We start from the raw sequence: 17,910 nt of genomic DNA, 5'->3' as shown, positions 1-17,910 counted from the left end.
CTAGTAGTTAACAGTTGATGAATTAATAACGGCAACATCCGATACCATGAAGGTCATTTGCTGATAGCTTGGCGGACCAAAATTTACCGGCGCATTATTTGAGAAACCATAACCTTCGATTGGCATACCAAACATGTTGTTGTCGAAGTCTCGGTTACTGTTTTCATCATGGAAGTAGCGAATGGCATAGTCACCGGGTTCAACATCATTGAAAGTCACTGTTAGTTTCCCTTTTTTTGCATTCACGATTGCAACATTGTGTGCTTCACCTTTTTTAAAGTTGTTTTCGCCTTTGAATAATTGGATGTATAACTTCCCCTTATCGTGTTGAATACCTTCAATATTAAATTGCACGGTTTGTGCAGATACAGGTAATATAAAAAGGCTTAACGAAAGCGTAGATAGTGTTAAAAAGTTCATTGAATCTCCTTAATTAAATTGTTTTTTAATGAGTGTTATTGTGCTCGTTGGAATCACAATATGACGATTTTTTTCAGTGCTCAATCGACCTTTCGTAAAGTGAGTTCATTACTTCGTGAAATAATAAAAAAAGCAGGATGTACAATTGGCGAATCGTGAAATTAACTTTAATAATCAATCGATAAGAGAGTTTTTAGAGGCAAGAGATTTAGCGACTGATACCGTTGTTGTTGCTATTTTTGTGTTGTTTTTAACGTTTCTTCGCCCGTTTGGTATGCACCAAATTGACATGTTTTATGCAGGGTTTTTCTGGAGTGTGATGTGCTTTACTGGCTACGTAATTTACTCGCCAACAATGTTCTTTTTGTCAAAACTATTCGATAGAAATTTACCCGAGCGGATAAACAACAAAGCCGTTCGACTTGTACTTTCAACATTAGTAGCCAGTGTTTTAATGGGGCTGTTAGCGCCCTTTATTATTAATCTCTTTTTTAACTATTTTGATAACAGCTATTTGCAATCATTACCTATGTCGATTTTATATTGCACGGTTATTGGTGGCATTATTGCAGGTGTAAGTTCAATTAAATCGTTAATGTTGCAACAACAGCAGCTGCTTAAACAAAGTGCAGAAGAACTGGCCCTTGAATCGGAAAAAGTAGATACCATTCAAAGCCAGCCAATCGAATCTTTGATTAATGAGCTGCCGATTGCCAAACGCGGCAGGTTAATTTGTTTGCAAATGGACGACCACTACTTAAATGTAATAACAGATAAAGGCGAGCATCTGTTATTGATGCGCTTTAAAGATGCACTCGCGAAACTTGAACATTATGACGGCTTTCAAACACATCGTTCTTGGTGGGTAGCTAAAGAGGCTGTGGTAGATACCAAAAAAGACGGGCGTAAGCTTATTCTTATTTTGCAAAACGGTACCGAAGTGCCGGTGTCTCAAACCTATTTAGCCAATACCAAAGCGGTGTTAGATCTTAAATAACTCCATTAATTTTGAAATTTTATAAGTGCAATGGCACCTGGCTTTTCTGTTTTGTTTGTAAGTGTTAACTCACCGTTTTGGTTTCGTATTAATTCGCGACTTAATACTAAGCCAATACCCGATCCTTCAGGTTTGGTTGAATAAAACGGCACAAATAGGTTGTCGTTTAAATCAACGCCAATACCGTTATCTTCAATGGCAATTTGCCAGTTATCGGTTTGATTAATCCGAATAGTCACGCCAGACGAGTTTGCAGTTAAATTTGCCTCATTGGCGTTTTTTACAAGGTTGAGTAGTGCTTGTTCGAGCTGCTCAATATCACAGGTTATAGTGCCATTTTGTTCAATGATGATATCGACTTCGGGGAATAGCGCCTCGCAGCGTTTGGCTATTGCATCTGTGGTAACGCTGGCAAGTTTTGCTCTTGGAATTTGAGACAGTTTGGAGTAGCTTGCAACAAACTCCAACAAGTGCTCGGCGCGTTTTTCAATCACGTTAAGCATGGTGGTTTGTAAATCTGATTGCGTTAGTTTTGGCAATTCTTGCAGTGATTGCGCCATTGAATAAATCGGCGTAAGTGAGTTGCGCACTTCGTGATTAAGTACTCTTACGAGCTTTTGCCATGCTTCTTTTTCGTTGTGTCTTAAAGACTGCTCAATCGATACAAACACCAATAAACGATAATGACGATTACCGCGGTTAAGCGCATGGGCAACGACTTTGTGGCGTTGATTATTCTGTTCAAGTTGCCATTTGTCAGCATCGACGCTCAGCCCTAAACTTGTTAAATCATTACCCAGTAAATTAGTTTTTTGGTAGTAGTTAGATGCTGCTTGGTTATGATGATAAACCTGCGATTGGCTATCAATCACGATTATGGGGAGTTCAAGTTCGTTAATAAAATCAAAGATAAAGCTTTCGTTTTGTGCGTATTCATGGCGTTTATTTTGAATGCGCTTGGCAATGGTGTGTAAATCACGTTTAAGCCCAGCAACACGACCTGCTGAGTATTTAGCAAGGTGCCATACCGTAAACTCTTCATTCGCTAAGCCATCAAGCTGCACAGCAACACTGTCGAGGGTATTAAAAAATCGGCGATAAAGTGCAGCGAACACTACAACAGTTGGTGCGAGTAGGGCAATAATCAGTGTTGTGCCTTCAAGAAAATCGAGCTTAAAGTGCACAATTAAAAAAATTAACAGCCCTAATAAAATCAAACAAGGTAGCGTAAAAAGTGTGATGACCGTGCGTTCTAAAGAGTGCTTTTGCATTAGTTGCTCTCTTTAACGCAAATATTGAATTTTTCGATACGACGATAAATAGCTGATTTACTTAACCCTAAAAATTCCCCTGCAGCAATAACGTTGCCATCAAAGTGTTTGAGCGCATTATTGATCATCAGCTTTTCAGCTTGCTCTAGGTTCATTAGCGGCACGCTTTCATGTTGTGTGCTGAGCTCGAGTTGCAAATGTGTTGCATCAATACTGTCGCCATCGGTCATGACCACTGCACGCTCTAACACATGTGATAACTCGCGCACATTGCCCGGCCAACTGTGTGCTTTAAGTTTTTCTAATGCAGTATTTGTAAGTAGTAAAGGCTCAAACCCATAGCGCTTACAGTGCTTTTCAATAAAGTGATTGGCGAGTAAGGCAATTTCGTCTTGGCGTTCGCGAAGCGGCAGAATTGTTAGCACTAAAGTGTTGAGCCTGAACAATAAATCGCGTCTAAATTCGCCATTGCTAATGGCTTTTTCAAGGTCGGCATTAGTTGCCGAAATAATGCGTGCATTGCTGGTTTGCGTTTTGGAGCTGCCGAGTATTTCAAATTCGCCTGTTTCAAGTACGCGCAGCATTTTAGCTTGCAGTGGCATTGGCAAAGTACCAATTTCATCTAAAAATAAGGTACTGTCGTTTGCAAGAGAAAAGCGTCCTTCCCGGTTTTCTTTCGCATCGGTAAATGCGCCTTTCTTATGACCAAATAATTCGCTTTCAAACAAGTTATCAGGAATGGCTGCCATATTCACACTCACCATATCGTGGTTTGCGCGTGGGCTGTTATCGTGAATGTACTGTGCAAGTAGGCTCTTACCTGAGCCATTTTCGCCGGTGATTAGCACATTTGCGTCAGTTTTTGCGATGCGGCTTGCGGCTTTAACTAGCGTTTTAGATTGTTCGCCTAATGCTAAAAAGCCGCTGCTTGGCTGGTGATCGCTGGTATTCTCTGGCGCTAATTGGTTTTCGATGGATTCGAGTAATTTGGCGTTTTTCCAAGGCTTTTCAACAAAGTCGGATGCGCCAAGTTGCATCGCTTTAACCGCTAAGTCCACTTTTGCCCATGCGGTGATGACTATCACGGGAATTGTCAGCTCTTGGCGTTTCAGCTCTTTTAAAAAGCCAAGGCCTTCTTCACCAGAGGTGGTGTCTTTGGTGAAGTTCATATCGAGCAAAATTAAATCGATTTGCTGATTTTTTAAAAGGGCTAAGCCGACACTTGGGTGGTCGGCTTCTGTGCACGTGTAACCATGGCTTTCAAGTACAATGCGCGCCGATAAACGCACATCGATGTGATCATCAATAATCAGTATTTTTTTCATAATTTTATTTTTATAGCTTTAAAGCCTTAACCAATTAAGGGCTTTCTTAACTGGCTAAGGACAGAGGTATTAACCCCAAATTTAGGTTAATTATCTCTTAGTGCTGCCATTGGTTTTGCATTTATTAGTTTGCTCATTGGGAATAATGTGGCAAACAGTGCAAATAACACAATGCTAGCTGCGGTTATAGTGAGCCATAGCCAATTGAGAAGCAACCAATTTGCTAACTCAACTTTAAACATTGTGTAACCACCTACCATCACCACCAATGCGGCTATAAAAGCAAACGCTAAAGGCAGTAAGGTGTCTGACAACAGTTGCTGATACAAACGCTTGCGTTTTGCACCGAGGGCCATGCGCATACCGTATTCGTAGCGGCGTAGACCTAGGTTATAGCTAAGTACACCGTAAATACCAATGCCTGCAAGTACTAGGGTAAAGAGAGCCAACACAATGCTTAAGCTTAATGTGATTCGTTCCATATGAACCATTTTGGCGTATTCATCTTCCAGAAAATCGAACTTCCAAAGGCCAATGCGGCTATCAACCGTACGCGCTGCCTGTAACAGCTGCTCTCGGTTTAAGGTTTTTCCTTGTTCCATTTGAATGATTAAGCCAAATGCATATGGCTGTGCAGCCCACCAAAAGTGTCGCCCTTGGTGTTTGTCGAAAAATTTTGGGTGGTTAAAGTTTTCAGTAATACCAACCACTTCCACAGGGTTATCAGGGTCAAAACTTAAGAACTTTTCGCCAACTAAACTGCCACCAGGTTTGAGCATATCGTTAACTGCTTTGGTGACCAAAAACTCGTGTTTTTCACCGCGAATAGCGGCTTCGCTAAAGGTGCGTCCTTCTATAATTTTAAGACCAGTAATATCAAAGTAATCAGGGCCAACCCAGGCTTGTGGAATAAAGACCGTTTCTTTACCTGACATATCTTTTACTGTGCTCGAGCGTAGTCCGTCGTTTACTGGGCTGTCGCCGTGGCCTACCTTAACAACACCATCGATGTTTGCCACTGCAGCGCGAATTTTTTGTAGGTCATTATATTTCTGTTCGAGAGTACGCTCTCTATCGTTGATAAAGAGCATGGTGCTATAGCGATTATCTACTTCACTGCCAAGCGGTCGTAATAGCGTTTCTAACGTTTTGTTTAATGCCATGGTGGCACCGATTACAAGGGCCGTTGCTAAAAACAGTTGCAGCGCAATTAACAACTTTACGGTGCTTCCTTTAATTTGGCTTACGCCGCCTTTGCCTGAGCTTTGAATTTGTGTTCTAAGCTGGCCAAAGTTGATTAATCGGCTGGTGATAAAAGCAAATAACCAAGCAAATACCACGCAGCAAATAACGGCAGAAGATACTACGGTCAGGTCGAGATTAATGGCGCTAACAAGTGGTAAATGGCCTTCACTTAAAAACTTAAATAGTTTGATGCCCCAAGCCGCAAAAAATAAACCAGCCAGTGCCGATACCACCATTAGCAGGCTTGATTCCACTAAAATACTGGTGAAAATAACGCCGCGTTTTGCACCTAAAACGGCTTGCAGTGCGAGTTGTTTGTGTTTTACTACGGCGCGAGAAATAAATAAGTTACTAACATTTAATAGTGCAATCAGCACTAGGCTTACTACGCCCACTAACATAAAAATTGCTAACGTATCGTTGCCGTTAAGCTCTTTTTCGCGAAACGGTGTAACGATAGGCACAATGTCGTCAACTTCATCAAACTCTGCTTTCCAATCACTTTTAATTTCTAAGATACGTGCGTGCAAGTAGGCTTTGGTAGATTCTGGCGTTTCACCCGCTTTGAGCGTACCGATAAGTTTTAGGCTACCAAATAAGTTCCACCACGGGCTTGGGCGATCGTCATTATAAAAGCGCGAATCACCGCTAAAGTGAAACCATAAATCACTTTTACTGCGGTTAAACATAAATGGGTTTGCGTAGTCTTTAGCTACCACGCCAACAATTTTATATTGGCCATGAACGAGTTCGATCGTTTGTCCGATCGCATTTTTACTGCCATCAAAATAGGTTTGCCAAATAGAATAGCTGATCAGTACTTCGGTACTTTTCTCATCAAGGCGTTTTTGTGGTGATAAATGTTGACCAGCAGCAAGTTGCATATTGGTAATGTCGTAATAGTCGTTGCTGGCAAAGGTCATATTTAACTTAGGCTGACCCGGCAAGTTCATGATTACGTCTTCGCCAATGTTAATTGCAGCAACTTTGTCAAAATTGTCGTGGTTGTTATACCAGTGAATAATCGACTGGAAGCTTTGAAAGCCGGGGCTGTTTTTATCGGAATAAACGTTATCTTGTTCCACCACCACAAGACGCGCTTCGTCATCGACATTAAGCGGTTTAATAAAGTAACTACTAAATAAACTCATTACCACAAAAAAGCAGGCAAGCGTGAGCGAAAGAGTGAGCACTATGGCGCTGGTAAACCCTGGCGCTTGCAGCAGTGAACTGCTGGCGTGTTTGATTTGTTTGGTTAGGCGTTGGACACTCATGCATGCGCCTCCAACTGTGTTGTTACATCAACCGCAGATACGCTTTCTTTGCCAGAATTGAGCACTTTGCCATCGAGCAGTTTTACCTGTTTTTTAGCGTAGCCGGCATAGCGCGGGTCGTGGGTTACCATGCAAATGGTAGTGCCTTGTTCGTTTAGTTCGGCAAGTAACGCCATTACCGCATCACCATTTTTCGAATCGAGGTTACCCGTTGGTTCATCCACCAATAAAATACTTGGGCTGCCAGCTAAGGCGCGGGCTATAGCAACACGTTGTTGTTGACCACCTGATAACTGATTTGGTTTATGTTTTACACGATGATCAATCTCCACTTGTTTAAGTGCAGTATTCACGCGGGTATCAATATCAGCTTTGCTTAAAGCGGGTTCGCGATACAACAGCGGTAGCGCCACGTTATCGTAAACACTCAGTTCATCAATTAAGTTAAACGATTGGAAAATAAAGCCAATATGCAAATTGCGCAGCTCTGCAAGGGTATCCATATTAAGGCTGCTGGTATCAACACCTTCAATTTTATAGCTGCCGCTGGTGACATCATCAAGCAACCCCATCACGCTTAAAAGGGTTGATTTACCGCAGCCTGATGGGCCGCTAATGGCAATATAATCACCTTTATTGATTTGTAAGTTGATATCGCTCAATGCGTGAGTTTCTACGTCGTCGCTAAAGTAAATTTTTGACACATTGGTCAGTTCAATTACCGGTGTATTGTCCATGATTGCTTCCTTAATTATTTGTAATCGTTATTGTTTGCAAGTGTTTAAAATCAGAGCTGTCTGAAATTACAAGGGTGTCACCGGCATTTGCACCTGAATTGATAACAATGTTATCGCCGGCTAGTTTACCAAACTCAACTTGGGTTTTAACCAATTGATTGTCGGCTGGGTTTAAAATGAAAATATGGTTTTGCGTATCGCCACTTACAAAGCTAGGGCGACGCACATAAAGGGCGTGATTAAGCTCGTCGGTGACAATATCACCTTCAATGGTGAGTTGTGGGCGGGCATTGCTTGGTAAGGTGCCTGTAAGTTCAAGCTCCACAGTAATGCGACCATCGCTGACAATTGGATTAATACGATTAACCACCGCTGAAACTGTACCTGCGAAGGTGTTTACCCTTGCTTTTTGACCGACTTCAATGCGGCTTGCTTCGCGCTCTGGCACATTTAAATCGGCAAGTAGTTGATGTTCACTACCAACTACCGCAAGTGGTGCGCCCATTTGCACGGATTGACCTTGCTCTACATTGACCGCTTGCAACATGCCATTGATACCCGCGGTGACATTGAGTTTGTCGACATCCAATTGTGCAGCATTAAAGCTAAGCTCAAATTCGCGCATTAATTCGCGCTCAACTTGTAATCGTTGGTTGTGTAAATCACTCGCTTGGCTAAGCTGCTGTTTGGCAAGTGAAACGCGTTTACTCAGTTGTGATACCGCTAATTGCGAGCGTTTATAATCAAGGGTAGATACAATGCCTTGCTCAATGAGTTTTTGTTCTGCTTCGGCGCGCAAATTGGCGTTGGCAAGTTCGCTTTCAAGCAACGTTAGGTTTGCTTCAAGGTTTAGTTTTTCACTTTTTTGGCTAAGTTTTAACGCTTCAAAGTTGGCTTTTTGACGAGCGAGCGTTAAACGAGCACGGTTTAGTTGTTGCTCAAGCGTGGGATTTGAAAGGCGCAAAATCACCGTATCTTTTTCCACGCGGCTACCCGGTAGATGAAATACTTGCTCTACTTGTGCTTGGTAACGGGCAGTAATAAAACGGCTGTATTTAGAGCGCAGTTGACCAAACCCCGACACCGTTAACTTAAGTGGCCCACTACTTACGTCTGCTAGCAGTAACTCATTACGGTTTATGGTGGCATCCCCATCACTAAAGGAAGATGCAAACCCCACTATTAAACTGAGCGATAAAATAATCGCGAGCGGCATAGGCCAACGTTTCTTTTTATTATTACTTGCAAGGCTTTGTTTAATATCCATCTGACTAACTTCATAACTTTTGATGGTTTAGTTATAGCGAACGCCGTGCCATAAATTAAAGTTAATAAAATCAGTTGCTTACTGTTTGTGGTTGAAGTTGATTTTTCCCTTGAACGGGAATGGGAATTAAAAGTGGGAAAAGTTGAACGTGATAGAGGGTGATACGTGTAAGTTTATAAAATTGTTATGTTTTGACTTTATACAATTCAAATATTCATATTAAAGGTTACTTTATGGCTAATATGACGATTGCTCAATTAAACAGTCAGGATATATTAATTGATGATGCGGTTGACCTAAGAGATAGGTCATCAGTTAGGCCTGACTTTAGATGTATTGAATGTGATGAACCTGTTCGAGCACATAAAGCTGGTGGTCACGTTGCTGCACATTTCGAGCACCTTAACCGGAACGCTAATTGCTCTTTAAGCCATAGAGCGCGGTGATTATCAATGTATTAAATCATAGTCAGTGACGATTTATTCTAATTTTAAAATATACACTGCTGTTTTGAAGTTAATGAATTTACTATAACAAATTCAATTCGTTGCATATATTCCTTCATAAGTGTGATCTGGCTTTATGGTATTCTCAAATTTAAACTTTAACGAGTAATCAAAATGATTAAGTATAGGAAGTAGAATGATTTGTATATAAGCAAAAGTGGTTCACTTTTGCTATTCGGCTTGCGCCAAAACCGACTTTAAAGCGATGGTGCCTCTCAAACAAATGAAATTAGAATGAATAGGTTTAGAATAGGCTAGATAAATCTGGTCAGTTCCGCATAAGATAGGGTTTTTAAAGTGGGTGTCATATAAAAAACTTACTTTCAAAGCTCTAAATCACCGATTCAACATTAGGAACCATTAATGTATATCAAACATTTTGCATTTGTTTTTTTGTTAGCGTCTTTTTTATCATTTTCTAAAGAAGACTCACTTCAACTAGAGGATGTAATTGCTGATATGAAATCCAATGAAGTATTGGAGTGGGCTGAAATCGATGTGGTAATTAACAAAGGGATTGAAGATGAACAGGCTGAAGCATACTTTATCAAAGGTTATGTTCATTTTTTTGGAATTTACAACAACACTAAAGACCTTAAAATAAGTACATCCTATTTAAAAAAAGCGGTTGCTAAAAATTATCAGGAAGCTCGATTTTACCTCGGGACTGTATTGCTTGAACAAAATGAACCAGCAGCTGTAGATGTGCTTTTGGAGTTATCCAAAGAGGGCGACATAGACGCAATAATTAATCTGTATCAAGCTTACAAAAAGGGATTGTATAAAGATCAGGAGAAATTGAAGGCTTTATTAAAGTTGGCATCTGATGCTGGTGATGATGAAGCTGCAATATGTTATGGAAGATTGGTCTTAAACGAATCAATAAATATTAATGATTCTGGCGCAATAATTAATATGGTTAAGTATCTATCGGTTAGAGCTGAGACCAAAGGTTTTTCGAATGATATGTATAAACATTTATATTATCACTTTTTTACTGTGTACAGCTTACCTCGTTCACCACTAAAAAATGAAAAATACAGCAAGTATTATCTAAAGCAAGCAGCTGAAAATGGACATGAGCATGCTATAAAGCTTATCAAACAAACTAACCTATGGTTAGAACAGTAAAAGGAAAACTAGGGTCAGAGTAAACTTAGGAAAACGGATAACTGTCAGATCAAGTCTGAGCTAGTACAGTTTGAAGTTAGACTAAATAATAAACATATTAATAGCAAAATAACGTCTTCAAGTTTTTCAAAATTGCCTGTTGTATTTAGCTTAGGTAGAAAGAGTGGTTTTATTTCTCAGCTGCAAGCTCAATATCTCTGAAGTAACTCACCCTAAAAACCACTTTTTATGCTTTTATCCCTTAAATCCGCCTTTTATCATTTAAAAAGGCGTGAAATGTGTAAACGTATTAGATTGCGTTGAATTGATATGAATAAGCATGAAGATGATAAAAATGAAAAAGTTACTTCCTTTAGCCTTTTTAAGTAGTGCTGTATGTGCCAGCGAGCCTTTTAATTTAGGTGAGTTTGCCAATGGTAAACTTAAATTTGGTTCTGCAAATACCGTGTTTGTTGCAGGCAATGAAAAAAAGGCGACGCTGCAAAAAATAAATTTAACAGATAACCATGTTACCCAACTGAAATTACCTGAAAACCCCATTATGTATTCAACGGGATATATGGCAGCAGAGCACAGCCCTCAAGCATTTGTGCTAACAGAGCAAGGCATTTTTCATGTAACTGAGAAGGCGCAAAACTTAATTATTACGGCGTCTTCAGTATTTACTAAAAACTCAGTTGAACAGTTTGAATCATTTCCGTTTACCCTTGACGTGAATAATGATGGCCTTACTGATTTTTATTTACCCGGTATTGAAAGCCAATCACTTTATATTCAGCAAAAAGATGGGCGCTTTTTGCATACAAGCCTACCATTAAAGGCTGAAACCACCGCAAAGTTTAATAATGGTCATTTAACCATAAGTAACCGGTTGCCTAAAATGCCGATATTGCTTGATCTAAATAATGATTCAATACGTGATCTGGTGTTTTTTGATAAAACTGCAATTACGTTTTTCTCCGTAACAATCGATGGCGTAAGCTCCAGCGTGAAAAGGTTTACTTCGTTTGATGTATTGCACAACGAAAGTAAGCAGCAACTTACTAAATTTGAAGATTTAAATGGTGATGGTTTTGCGGATATTTATACCAAAGAGAGCCTAGCAGATAATGCGCAAGGTGAAGTCGACTTTGATACTAAACTTATCCACCGTATTTATTTTGCAAAACCTGCAAACAATGAGCAATTGTTTACTACAAACCCAGATATTAAATTAACGCTGGAGGGGGCAAGTGCAATATCAAATATCAGTGATTTTAATGGCGATGGCGTTGCCGATTTAGCCTTAACCTCTATTGATATTGGCTTTACCGATATTCTTTCAATGGCGAGTGCCGCAATGAATAACGAAGAGTTTGAACTTGATACTGAAGTGGCGATTTATAAGGGAACTGGCAGCAATCAATTTGCCAAAAAAGCATCTGCGAGCAAAGACTTTGATATTGCTATAAAACTAAATGAATCAAACAGTGAAAGTGGCAAAGGCGTATTTTTAAAAGATTTTAACGGTGATGGCCAAACAGACTTAATGGTTAAAACAGATAACGATGAGTTAAGTATTTATCTTGGCGACAAAAAACGCGTACTGAGTCGCAAAGCGGTTTACATTGAACGCCCGCTACCCAAGTCAATTCAGAATATATACAGCACCGATTTTAACCAAGATGGCAAAGAAGATATCGTGCTAAAAATGAAAGATAAACAAGGCAACTACCGCATAGAAGTGCAAGAAGTTAAATCTGCTAAGTTGTAATGTGTTGTGTAGAAATAAGTAAGTGCCCATTTAAAAGTGAAATGGGCGCTTTTTCATTATTTTGTTAAGTGAGCTTTGCGAAAACAAATTAGCTTAAAAGCATTAACCGCAATTAAATACTAAATGTAGTTGATATGGGTCGCCGAGTGCATCACCGGCAATATCGCCACCAATACTAAGAGCTGCGCCCGCATCATCTACATGGCTTCTGCCAAAAATCCACATAGCAGTACCTGCAGCTTCAACGGCATCAGCGATATTGCGTTTAGTTAAATAGTCTTGTTCACTCATATTGCCAATGTAATCAACTTTTTCAGAAACCACATAAGGCTTCGACTTTGATTCTTTACAGTACGATTTTGCTTGCTTAAATGCTTGTTCTGAAACCTCTGTTTTGGTTTCGCCATACAAGTCAACGTAATGGTTGCCGTCACTGCTTGGGCGTACGTTTTGGTGGTGAGCACATGCGGTTAGTAATAGCGCTGCTGCTAGGGTTGTAGTCTTGGTTAAAAACGTCATATTGAGCCTATAAATAAAGTAACTATAGGTGTAATTATTACGGATGATTATTGCGAAAAATGTAAGTAAGTGTTGGGTATTTGTTGGCAAGTTAAAACACTTTTTAACCGCAATAAAAATATTAAAAAAAAGTAATGTAAACACTTGTGCTTTACATATTTTTAGCTAGTATTGCGGCGAATTAATTGACTCATTTTTAATCAAGAGGACAGCGATGAGTAAAACTAAAAAAATGCATCACGATCATGGCCGTGGTGAGATAAAAGACAACGCAATTAAAGCGTTAGTCACAAGCGTGTTATTTAAAAGCAAAGTTGAAAAGGCGAAAAAAGGTAAGGGTAGCTACCAGCGCAACAACAAGCATAAAGGGCGAGAGTCTTACCTTAAAGCAGCCTAAGCTTTAAGATAAGGCTTTTGTCTTTAGTTACGTAAAATTTATACAGTAAATATTTAATAGGCGATAACGCCGCTTAAACGTCATCGCGTTAGCGCACATTAGCTAATTCTATCAATGCCTTACAATTTTCTTGGCTTGAGGTTTGGTTAAATAGCATCGATATGCTTATCTTATTGGTGCTATTTTAGAAGTAACTGCCAGCTCATTGCTCAAACCTAACATTAGTTTTTTACTTTGTTAAAACTTGTCTGAAATTGTACTTGCAATACTACACTTGCTCACAAAGCTAAACGCTATCTTACAAGGCACAATGCTAAGCTTTCCGAAAATTTTTACTCAGATTTACGGATTATTATATGAAGCATTTTATCCCTTCAGTCATTGCCGCAGCAATTATTTTATCGGGCTGTGGTAGCTCTTCTTCATCAAATTCAGTTGATAACACCAGTTTGGAAGTACACGCGATTAAGCCCGCAGATGTAGCGAGCTACATTGAAAATTATACCCAGTTAGCGACGCAGCTAAATGTACAAATCGATGGCCATAACTCAGCTATCGAAATGCTCGACTTTGATATGGATGAAGGTGTTATTTACATTCGCTATGATCTTGGCGTGATTGTGTTGGGGTTTGATTTTGAAGGTGAAAAACCAAAGCAAGAAGTTGCAGTGATCACCAATCAAAATACCGAACAAGCCTTGCTTGGCGAGAATTTACAGCTAAGCGAGCAGAACGAAAACTTCGTAATAGAAGGTCAGCTTGTTGACAACACATCGGGTAATTTACATACGTTTAATATGACATTTAACGAAAGCTTAATCTCAGGTGGTAACAGTCAACTTGTGGTAAACGGCACTGCTGCGGAGCTATCGGGTACATTAGGCAGCAAAACCTATGTTCAGTTTCGTGATTTAGCGCTTGATCACCCAAGTGTAAATCGCATTATCTTTAAAAGTGTTGATGGTTCTGTGAATGATGATATCAATATGCACACAGGCAGACTAATTCATCAAGCACAATACACAACGGTAATGCCAGCCGATGGCGAAGCGTATTCTGGCGGCGTTGACTTGTATGCCGCAGGCATCAAAAAAGAGTATCAAGTAGGGGGCAAATTGGGTGTACATGCCTGGTGTTGCGAAGGTGATAAAGATGCAGGCCAACTTAGCAAGTCACATAGTGCACATGGTGCTCAATTGACTTATTTCCGCGAAATATTAGGGCAGGAACTCGGCCCTGAATTTTACTTTTTTACTATTAACGCAGCGCCTGCTGACGATATTTATTTGATGAAGCAAGCTGAAATAAACAAATACTTTTTTTAATTTTTAGGGGTTGGGATAATGTTCACGATAAAGCCTTGTATTACAAAGACTATAACCTATTTAACTTACGCAGTTTTACGTAAACGAATACGTGCAAATTAACGCACGTGTTAACAACTTATTGGATGAAGACTTTACATCGTATAGCACTAGCTACACAGACCTAAATGGTGACGGCGAGTACGAGTACTTAACCGGTCGTGGTGTGGTGAGTGAAGGTACATTTACCGACGATTACAATGTAAAAGATAAATGCCGTAACTTCTGGATCGGTGTTACTGCGTTCTTCTAAACATTAGATTTAGCAAGATTAGTCAATATGACTTTACAAGGAGCAGCCTAGGTTGCTCCTTTTTATTTTGTTTTTTAGTCGCATAGCGCTTTTCAAGCCATAGGGTAATTCTGTAGTCTTAGCAGGTCTATTCTTTAAAGGAGTTTCGCGATGTTGCGAACTATTTTATCTGTAAGCTTGGGGGTTGCTCTAAGCGCGGGTGCCTACGCCAATGAGGTAATGACACCAGAAAAACTTTGGCAATTAAAGCGTGTGAGCGCGCTTGGTTTAAACAAAGAAAAAACCCACGTTATTTATAAAGTGACAACACCAAGCGTTGAGAAAAACGATTTCAGCAGCAAGGTGTACCAAGTATCGCTTAAAGGTGGTGAATCACAACTGCTAGAGGCCTACCAAGGCGTGGTGATTGATAAAAGTATCTCACCAGATGGCAGTAAAAAGTTGTTCCATGAAAAAGTACAACTAGAAGATATTTTAGCGACCGACCGCCATAAAGAACTTGGCAAAGCAAATGCCTATGTATTTGATGACTTAAACTACCGTCATTGGGATACTTGGAAAGACGGCAACTTTAAGCACGTATTCTATCAAGACTTAAAAACCGAAGAAAAAGTCGATATCATGCAGGGCATGCCATTTGAAAGCCCAACCGCACCATTTGGTGGCACGTCGGATTACACTTGGGGTCCAAAAGGTGAAAACATTTACTACGTGAGCAAAAAGCTAACGGGTACTGAATATGTTCAAAGCACCAATACCGATATTTATCGTTACAACCTAGCAAGCAAAAAAACCACTAACCTGACCGAGAAAAACCTAGGCTACGACAAGTATCCTGCGTTTTCACCAAAAGGCCACTTAGCATGGTTACAAATGGACGAAGCGGGTAACGAAGCCGATAAACAAGACATTATTGTGCGTGTTAACGACCGCGACTATAACTTAACAGCGCATTGGGATGGCACCGTAAACAGCTTCAAATGGAGTGTTGATGGTAAAACCATTTATTTTGTAGCACCAGTGGGTGGTACTGTGCAGTTATTCCAAGTGTCGGTAAACACTAAAACCAAAGCACAGCCTAAAATCAAACAGCTTACCAACGGCCAATATGATGTAAACGGCATTGTAGCGGTATTAAAAGATAAGCTTGTTGTTACACGTAACAGCATGAATGCCGCGCGTGAAATTTACCGTTTTGATCTTGGTAGCAAAAAGCTTACTGCACTTACCAAAGAAAACGATGCGTTTTACGCTGAACTTGATTTACCAAATGTTGAAAAACGCATGGTAAAAACCACCGATGGCAAAGACATGGTCACTTGGGTGATTTACCCACCTAACTTTGACAAGAGCAAAAAGTACCCAACGCTACTTTATTTACAAGGTGGTCCACAGTCTGCGCTTTCTCAGTTCTACTCATTCCGTTGGAATTTCCAAGTAATGGCATCACAGGGTTACATTGTGGTAGCACCTAACCGTCGTGGTATGCCTGGTCACGGTGAGCAATGGAACAAAGATATCACCAATGATTGGGGCGGTCAGGTAATGGAAGACTACCTTGCAGCAATTGATGATGTAGCAAAAGAGTCTTACGTAGATAACTCACGTATCGGTGCTATTGGTGCAAGTTACGGTGGTTATTCAGCATTTTATTTAGCAGGTAACCACGAAGGTCGTTTTAAAACCTTTATTGCACACTGTGGTATTTTCGATTTACGCAGCATGTACGGCACAACCGAAGAGCTGTTTTTCGTAAATAACGAACTAGGCGGCGCATATTGGGAAGACAATGCAGCAACGAAAAAAGCATACGGTCAATTCAACCCAATTAACCACATTGAAAAGTGGGATGCACCTATGTTTGTGATCCACGGTGGTAAAGATTACCGCGTACCAGTTGAGCAAGGCATTGCCGCGTTCCAAGCAGCTAAATTACGAGGTTTAAAGAGCCGCTTCATGCTATTCCCTGAAGAAAATCACTGGGTACTTACGCCGCAAAACGGTATTGTATGGCAGCGTGAGTTCTTCAAGTGGTTAGAAGAAACACTGTAATTAAACACTAGTAATCTTATCGTTATTAAGTTAAAGGCCTTGCTCGGAATACCTTGCAAGGCCTTTTTAAGTTTCATGGTTAACGATATTTATTGTGTAAGTTCAAAATCTGTTAAGTTCTAATCGTTGCGCCTTTATTCATAACTTTTTGACCTGCCTGCTTTTTTAATTGGTAATAACCCACATTTTGCACAACTGCAAAAAATAGCTCTGGAATTAAAAACAGCAAAATAAGCGGGCTTGCGCCTAGAGTTATTGCATAAATATAAAACACACTAAAAAGTACTCTCGCAAAACCATCATATAAGCCAAGTAAAGGGCTGGTATGTTTTATTCTCAGCAGCGACCACACAATTACAACTGAGCCCAGTAAATGGGCAAACAGTAAATGCTGTATTTGAAAAGCGGGAAATTCTCCTTGAAAGCCAAGTGTTTGGTGAAAACTGGCAAACAAACTGATTACCCAGCTGGCAACACCGGGAATGGCAAACGGTGTCGTGATAATTAAATCATAGTAGGCGCTTCGTGCTACCCATTTATTGTAGTTTTGCATTGTGTTTGTGCTCCTTATTAAACATCGAGCACAAGTGTACGCTTTGCCCTATAGGGCAAAGTCAACGGTTAATTAAGCGCAGCTAGAATTTTCGAGTAAGAGATTAAAGCTTTTTATGTCGTTGAGCTGTTGTTGGCACTTGGTGATTTGTGTTTTTAGCTGCGCTTCACGCTCGCTTAGCGCGGTTAATAATACGTGTTTTGGCAAACCGTAATTAATATTTGCGCCTTGGCATAATTGTTTTATTTGATTAAGTGAAAAACCAAGAGATTGTGCCAAGCGAATTTGCTTTACGGTTTCAATGTAGCGCTCGTCATACACGCGATAACGGCCTTGGCGTTTTGCTTCGGGTAATAACCCTATTGCTTCATAATGACGAATGGTTTTGGTGGTAGTGCCAACCCGTTTGCTAAATTCCCCAATAAACATGCTATCCCTTTTATTACAGCTGCTATGAGAGTATTAAGACATATTTACGGTGTGATTAAAATAATTAAGGCAACGGAGCAAAGATCAACAGACCCTAGTTTAAAGCGTAAAAGGCTATGTTTTAAAAACACAGCCCGCCTTAATTTCGTCTTTATCCACTAAAATCATAATATTGAAAGCCAAAGCACCAGAAGGAAATTCTTCCTCATTGGCAAGCACGGCAACAAAGTAACCACTTTGCTCAGAGCGCAAAATATGGCTCACAAAACCATCAATACCGATGTCATGTCAATTAGTGTTGGTGGGTGCTTACATTCCAGCTAAGGCATAAGCATTTAAACTTACAGTGTACACTTTTTGCTTAAACCCTTCGTTAAATAGGTCTTTTAATGTTTAGTCTAAAACGTTGTCTGATTT

Annotated in this window: 17 protein-coding genes; 7 read left to right on the top strand and 10 right to left on the bottom strand. The window is 40.1% G+C overall.

Going from position 1 to position 17,910, the window contains the following annotated elements; all coding sequences use genetic code 11:
* Complete coding sequence (locus tag PSPO_RS20685; RefSeq protein ID WP_010558614.1) at nt 1-420, bottom strand: DUF2141 domain-containing protein; 420 nt, start codon at nt 418-420, stop codon at nt 1-3.
* A gap of 145 nt (nt 421-565) precedes the next feature.
* On the opposite strand from PSPO_RS20685, the gene PSPO_RS20680 reads away from it, so the two are divergent.
* A complete protein-coding gene (locus PSPO_RS20680; RefSeq protein ID WP_010558615.1) occupies nt 566-1,417 on the top strand; it encodes a LytTR family DNA-binding domain-containing protein in 852 nt (283 codons plus the stop codon).
* A 5-nt stretch (nt 1,418-1,422) separates the two neighbouring features.
* Here the strand turns inward: PSPO_RS20680 and PSPO_RS20675 are convergent, their stop codons facing one another.
* The 5 genes from PSPO_RS20675 to PSPO_RS20655 all read right to left on the bottom strand — a co-directional run bounded on the left by PSPO_RS20675 (nt 1,423) and on the right by PSPO_RS20655 (nt 8,536).
* Nucleotides 1,423-2,688, bottom strand: a complete 1,266-nt coding sequence (locus tag PSPO_RS20675; RefSeq protein WP_010558616.1) for a sensor histidine kinase — start codon at nt 2,686-2,688, stop codon at nt 1,423-1,425.
* Nucleotides 2,688-4,013, bottom strand: a complete 1,326-nt coding sequence (locus PSPO_RS20670; RefSeq protein WP_010558617.1) for a sigma-54-dependent transcriptional regulator — start codon at nt 4,011-4,013, stop codon at nt 2,688-2,690. The genes PSPO_RS20675 and PSPO_RS20670 overlap by 1 nt, the downstream gene beginning before the upstream one ends.
* A gap of 86 nt (nt 4,014-4,099) precedes the next feature.
* Entirely contained in the window at nt 4,100-6,532 is a 2,433-nt protein-coding gene (locus tag PSPO_RS20665; RefSeq protein ID WP_010558618.1) for an ABC transporter permease, read from the bottom strand.
* Complete coding sequence (locus tag PSPO_RS20660; protein WP_010558619.1) at nt 6,529-7,269, bottom strand: ABC transporter ATP-binding protein; 741 nt, start codon at nt 7,267-7,269, stop codon at nt 6,529-6,531. Before PSPO_RS20660 ends, PSPO_RS20665 begins: the two co-directional genes overlap by 4 nt.
* 10 nt (nt 7,270-7,279) lie before the next feature.
* The gene (locus PSPO_RS20655; protein WP_010558620.1) at nt 7,280-8,536 is read right to left on the bottom strand and encodes an efflux RND transporter periplasmic adaptor subunit; all 1,257 of its coding nucleotides are present in this window, start codon (nt 8,534-8,536) and stop codon (nt 7,280-7,282) included.
* 869 nt (nt 8,537-9,405) lie between these two features.
* On the opposite strand from PSPO_RS20655, the gene PSPO_RS20645 reads away from it, so the two are divergent.
* Together PSPO_RS20645 and PSPO_RS20640 are read left to right on the top strand one after the other, a co-directional pair.
* Nucleotides 9,406-10,173, top strand: a complete 768-nt coding sequence (locus PSPO_RS20645) for an SEL1-like repeat protein (protein WP_010558622.1) — start codon at nt 9,406-9,408, stop codon at nt 10,171-10,173.
* Nucleotides 10,174-10,507: 334 nt separating this feature from the next.
* Nucleotides 10,508-11,926 (top strand): FG-GAP repeat domain-containing protein, encoded by a 1,419-nt coding sequence (locus tag PSPO_RS20640; protein WP_010558623.1) that lies wholly within the window; start codon nt 10,508-10,510, stop codon nt 11,924-11,926.
* A 102-nt stretch (nt 11,927-12,028) separates the two neighbouring features.
* Here the strand turns inward: PSPO_RS20640 and PSPO_RS20635 are convergent, their stop codons facing one another.
* The gene (locus PSPO_RS20635; protein ID WP_021032972.1) at nt 12,029-12,445 is read right to left on the bottom strand and encodes a hypothetical protein; all 417 of its coding nucleotides are present in this window, start codon (nt 12,443-12,445) and stop codon (nt 12,029-12,031) included.
* Nucleotides 12,446-12,659: 214 nt separating this feature from the next.
* Between PSPO_RS20635 and PSPO_RS20630 the strand changes: the two genes are divergently transcribed.
* The 4 genes from PSPO_RS20630 to PSPO_RS20615 all read left to right on the top strand — a co-directional run bounded on the left by PSPO_RS20630 (nt 12,660) and on the right by PSPO_RS20615 (nt 16,511).
* Nucleotides 12,660-12,842 (top strand): alternative ribosome-rescue factor A, encoded by a 183-nt coding sequence (locus PSPO_RS20630; RefSeq protein ID WP_010558625.1) that lies wholly within the window; start codon nt 12,660-12,662, stop codon nt 12,840-12,842.
* Between the two features lie 356 nt (nt 12,843-13,198).
* Nucleotides 13,199-14,167 (top strand): hypothetical protein, encoded by a 969-nt coding sequence (locus PSPO_RS20625; RefSeq protein ID WP_010558626.1) that lies wholly within the window; start codon nt 13,199-13,201, stop codon nt 14,165-14,167.
* A gap of 91 nt (nt 14,168-14,258) precedes the next feature.
* Complete coding sequence (locus tag PSPO_RS20620) at nt 14,259-14,459, top strand: hypothetical protein (RefSeq protein ID WP_010558627.1); 201 nt, start codon at nt 14,259-14,261, stop codon at nt 14,457-14,459.
* A 150-nt stretch (nt 14,460-14,609) separates the two neighbouring features.
* Nucleotides 14,610-16,511: a S9 family peptidase gene (locus PSPO_RS20615; protein ID WP_010558628.1), complete on the top strand. Its 1,902-nt coding sequence runs from the start codon at nt 14,610-14,612 to the stop codon at nt 16,509-16,511.
* A 112-nt stretch (nt 16,512-16,623) separates the two neighbouring features.
* On the opposite strand, the gene PSPO_RS20610 is transcribed toward PSPO_RS20615, so the two are convergent.
* From PSPO_RS20610 to PSPO_RS21755, 3 genes are all read right to left on the bottom strand, one after another.
* Nucleotides 16,624-17,064: a hypothetical protein gene (locus PSPO_RS20610; protein WP_010558629.1), complete on the bottom strand. Its 441-nt coding sequence runs from the start codon at nt 17,062-17,064 to the stop codon at nt 16,624-16,626.
* Between the two features lie 72 nt (nt 17,065-17,136).
* Entirely contained in the window at nt 17,137-17,493 is a 357-nt protein-coding gene (locus tag PSPO_RS20605; protein ID WP_010558630.1) for a MerR family transcriptional regulator, read from the bottom strand.
* A 114-nt stretch (nt 17,494-17,607) separates the two neighbouring features.
* Entirely contained in the window at nt 17,608-17,757 is a 150-nt protein-coding gene (locus PSPO_RS21755) for a hypothetical protein (RefSeq protein ID WP_158523476.1), read from the bottom strand.
* Nucleotides 17,758-17,910 lie beyond the last annotated feature (153 nt).

This window comes from Pseudoalteromonas spongiae UST010723-006, from assembly GCF_000238255.3.
GTDB lineage: Bacteria > Pseudomonadota > Gammaproteobacteria > Enterobacterales > Alteromonadaceae > Pseudoalteromonas > Pseudoalteromonas spongiae.
This window is presented reverse-complemented; position numbering and strand designations above follow the sequence as displayed.

Coding starts and splice junctions, on each gene's coding strand:
- PSPO_RS20685 (WP_010558614.1), bottom strand. CDS start 420: ATGAACTTTTTAACACTATCTACGCTTTCGTTAAGCCTTTTTATATTA.
- PSPO_RS20675 (WP_010558616.1), bottom strand. CDS start 2,688: ATGCAAAAGCACTCTTTAGAACGCACGGTCATCACACTTTTTACGCTA.
- PSPO_RS20670 (WP_010558617.1), bottom strand. CDS start 4,013: ATGAAAAAAATACTGATTATTGATGATCACATCGATGTGCGTTTATCG.
- PSPO_RS20665 (WP_010558618.1), bottom strand. CDS start 6,532: ATGAGTGTCCAACGCCTAACCAAACAAATCAAACACGCCAGCAGTTCA.
- PSPO_RS20660 (WP_010558619.1), bottom strand. CDS start 7,269: ATGGACAATACACCGGTAATTGAACTGACCAATGTGTCAAAAATTTAC.
- PSPO_RS20655 (WP_010558620.1), bottom strand. CDS start 8,536: ATGGATATTAAACAAAGCCTTGCAAGTAATAATAAAAAGAAACGTTGG.
- PSPO_RS20645 (WP_010558622.1), top strand. CDS start 9,406: ATGTATATCAAACATTTTGCATTTGTTTTTTTGTTAGCGTCTTTTTTA.
- PSPO_RS20640 (WP_010558623.1), top strand. CDS start 10,508: ATGAAAAAGTTACTTCCTTTAGCCTTTTTAAGTAGTGCTGTATGTGCC.
- PSPO_RS20635 (WP_021032972.1), bottom strand. CDS start 12,445: ATGACGTTTTTAACCAAGACTACAACCCTAGCAGCAGCGCTATTACTA.
- PSPO_RS20630 (WP_010558625.1), top strand. CDS start 12,660: ATGAGTAAAACTAAAAAAATGCATCACGATCATGGCCGTGGTGAGATA.
- PSPO_RS20625 (WP_010558626.1), top strand. CDS start 13,199: ATGAAGCATTTTATCCCTTCAGTCATTGCCGCAGCAATTATTTTATCG.
- PSPO_RS20615 (WP_010558628.1), top strand. CDS start 14,610: ATGTTGCGAACTATTTTATCTGTAAGCTTGGGGGTTGCTCTAAGCGCG.
- PSPO_RS20610 (WP_010558629.1), bottom strand. CDS start 17,064: ATGCAAAACTACAATAAATGGGTAGCACGAAGCGCCTACTATGATTTA.
- PSPO_RS20605 (WP_010558630.1), bottom strand. CDS start 17,493: ATGTTTATTGGGGAATTTAGCAAACGGGTTGGCACTACCACCAAAACC.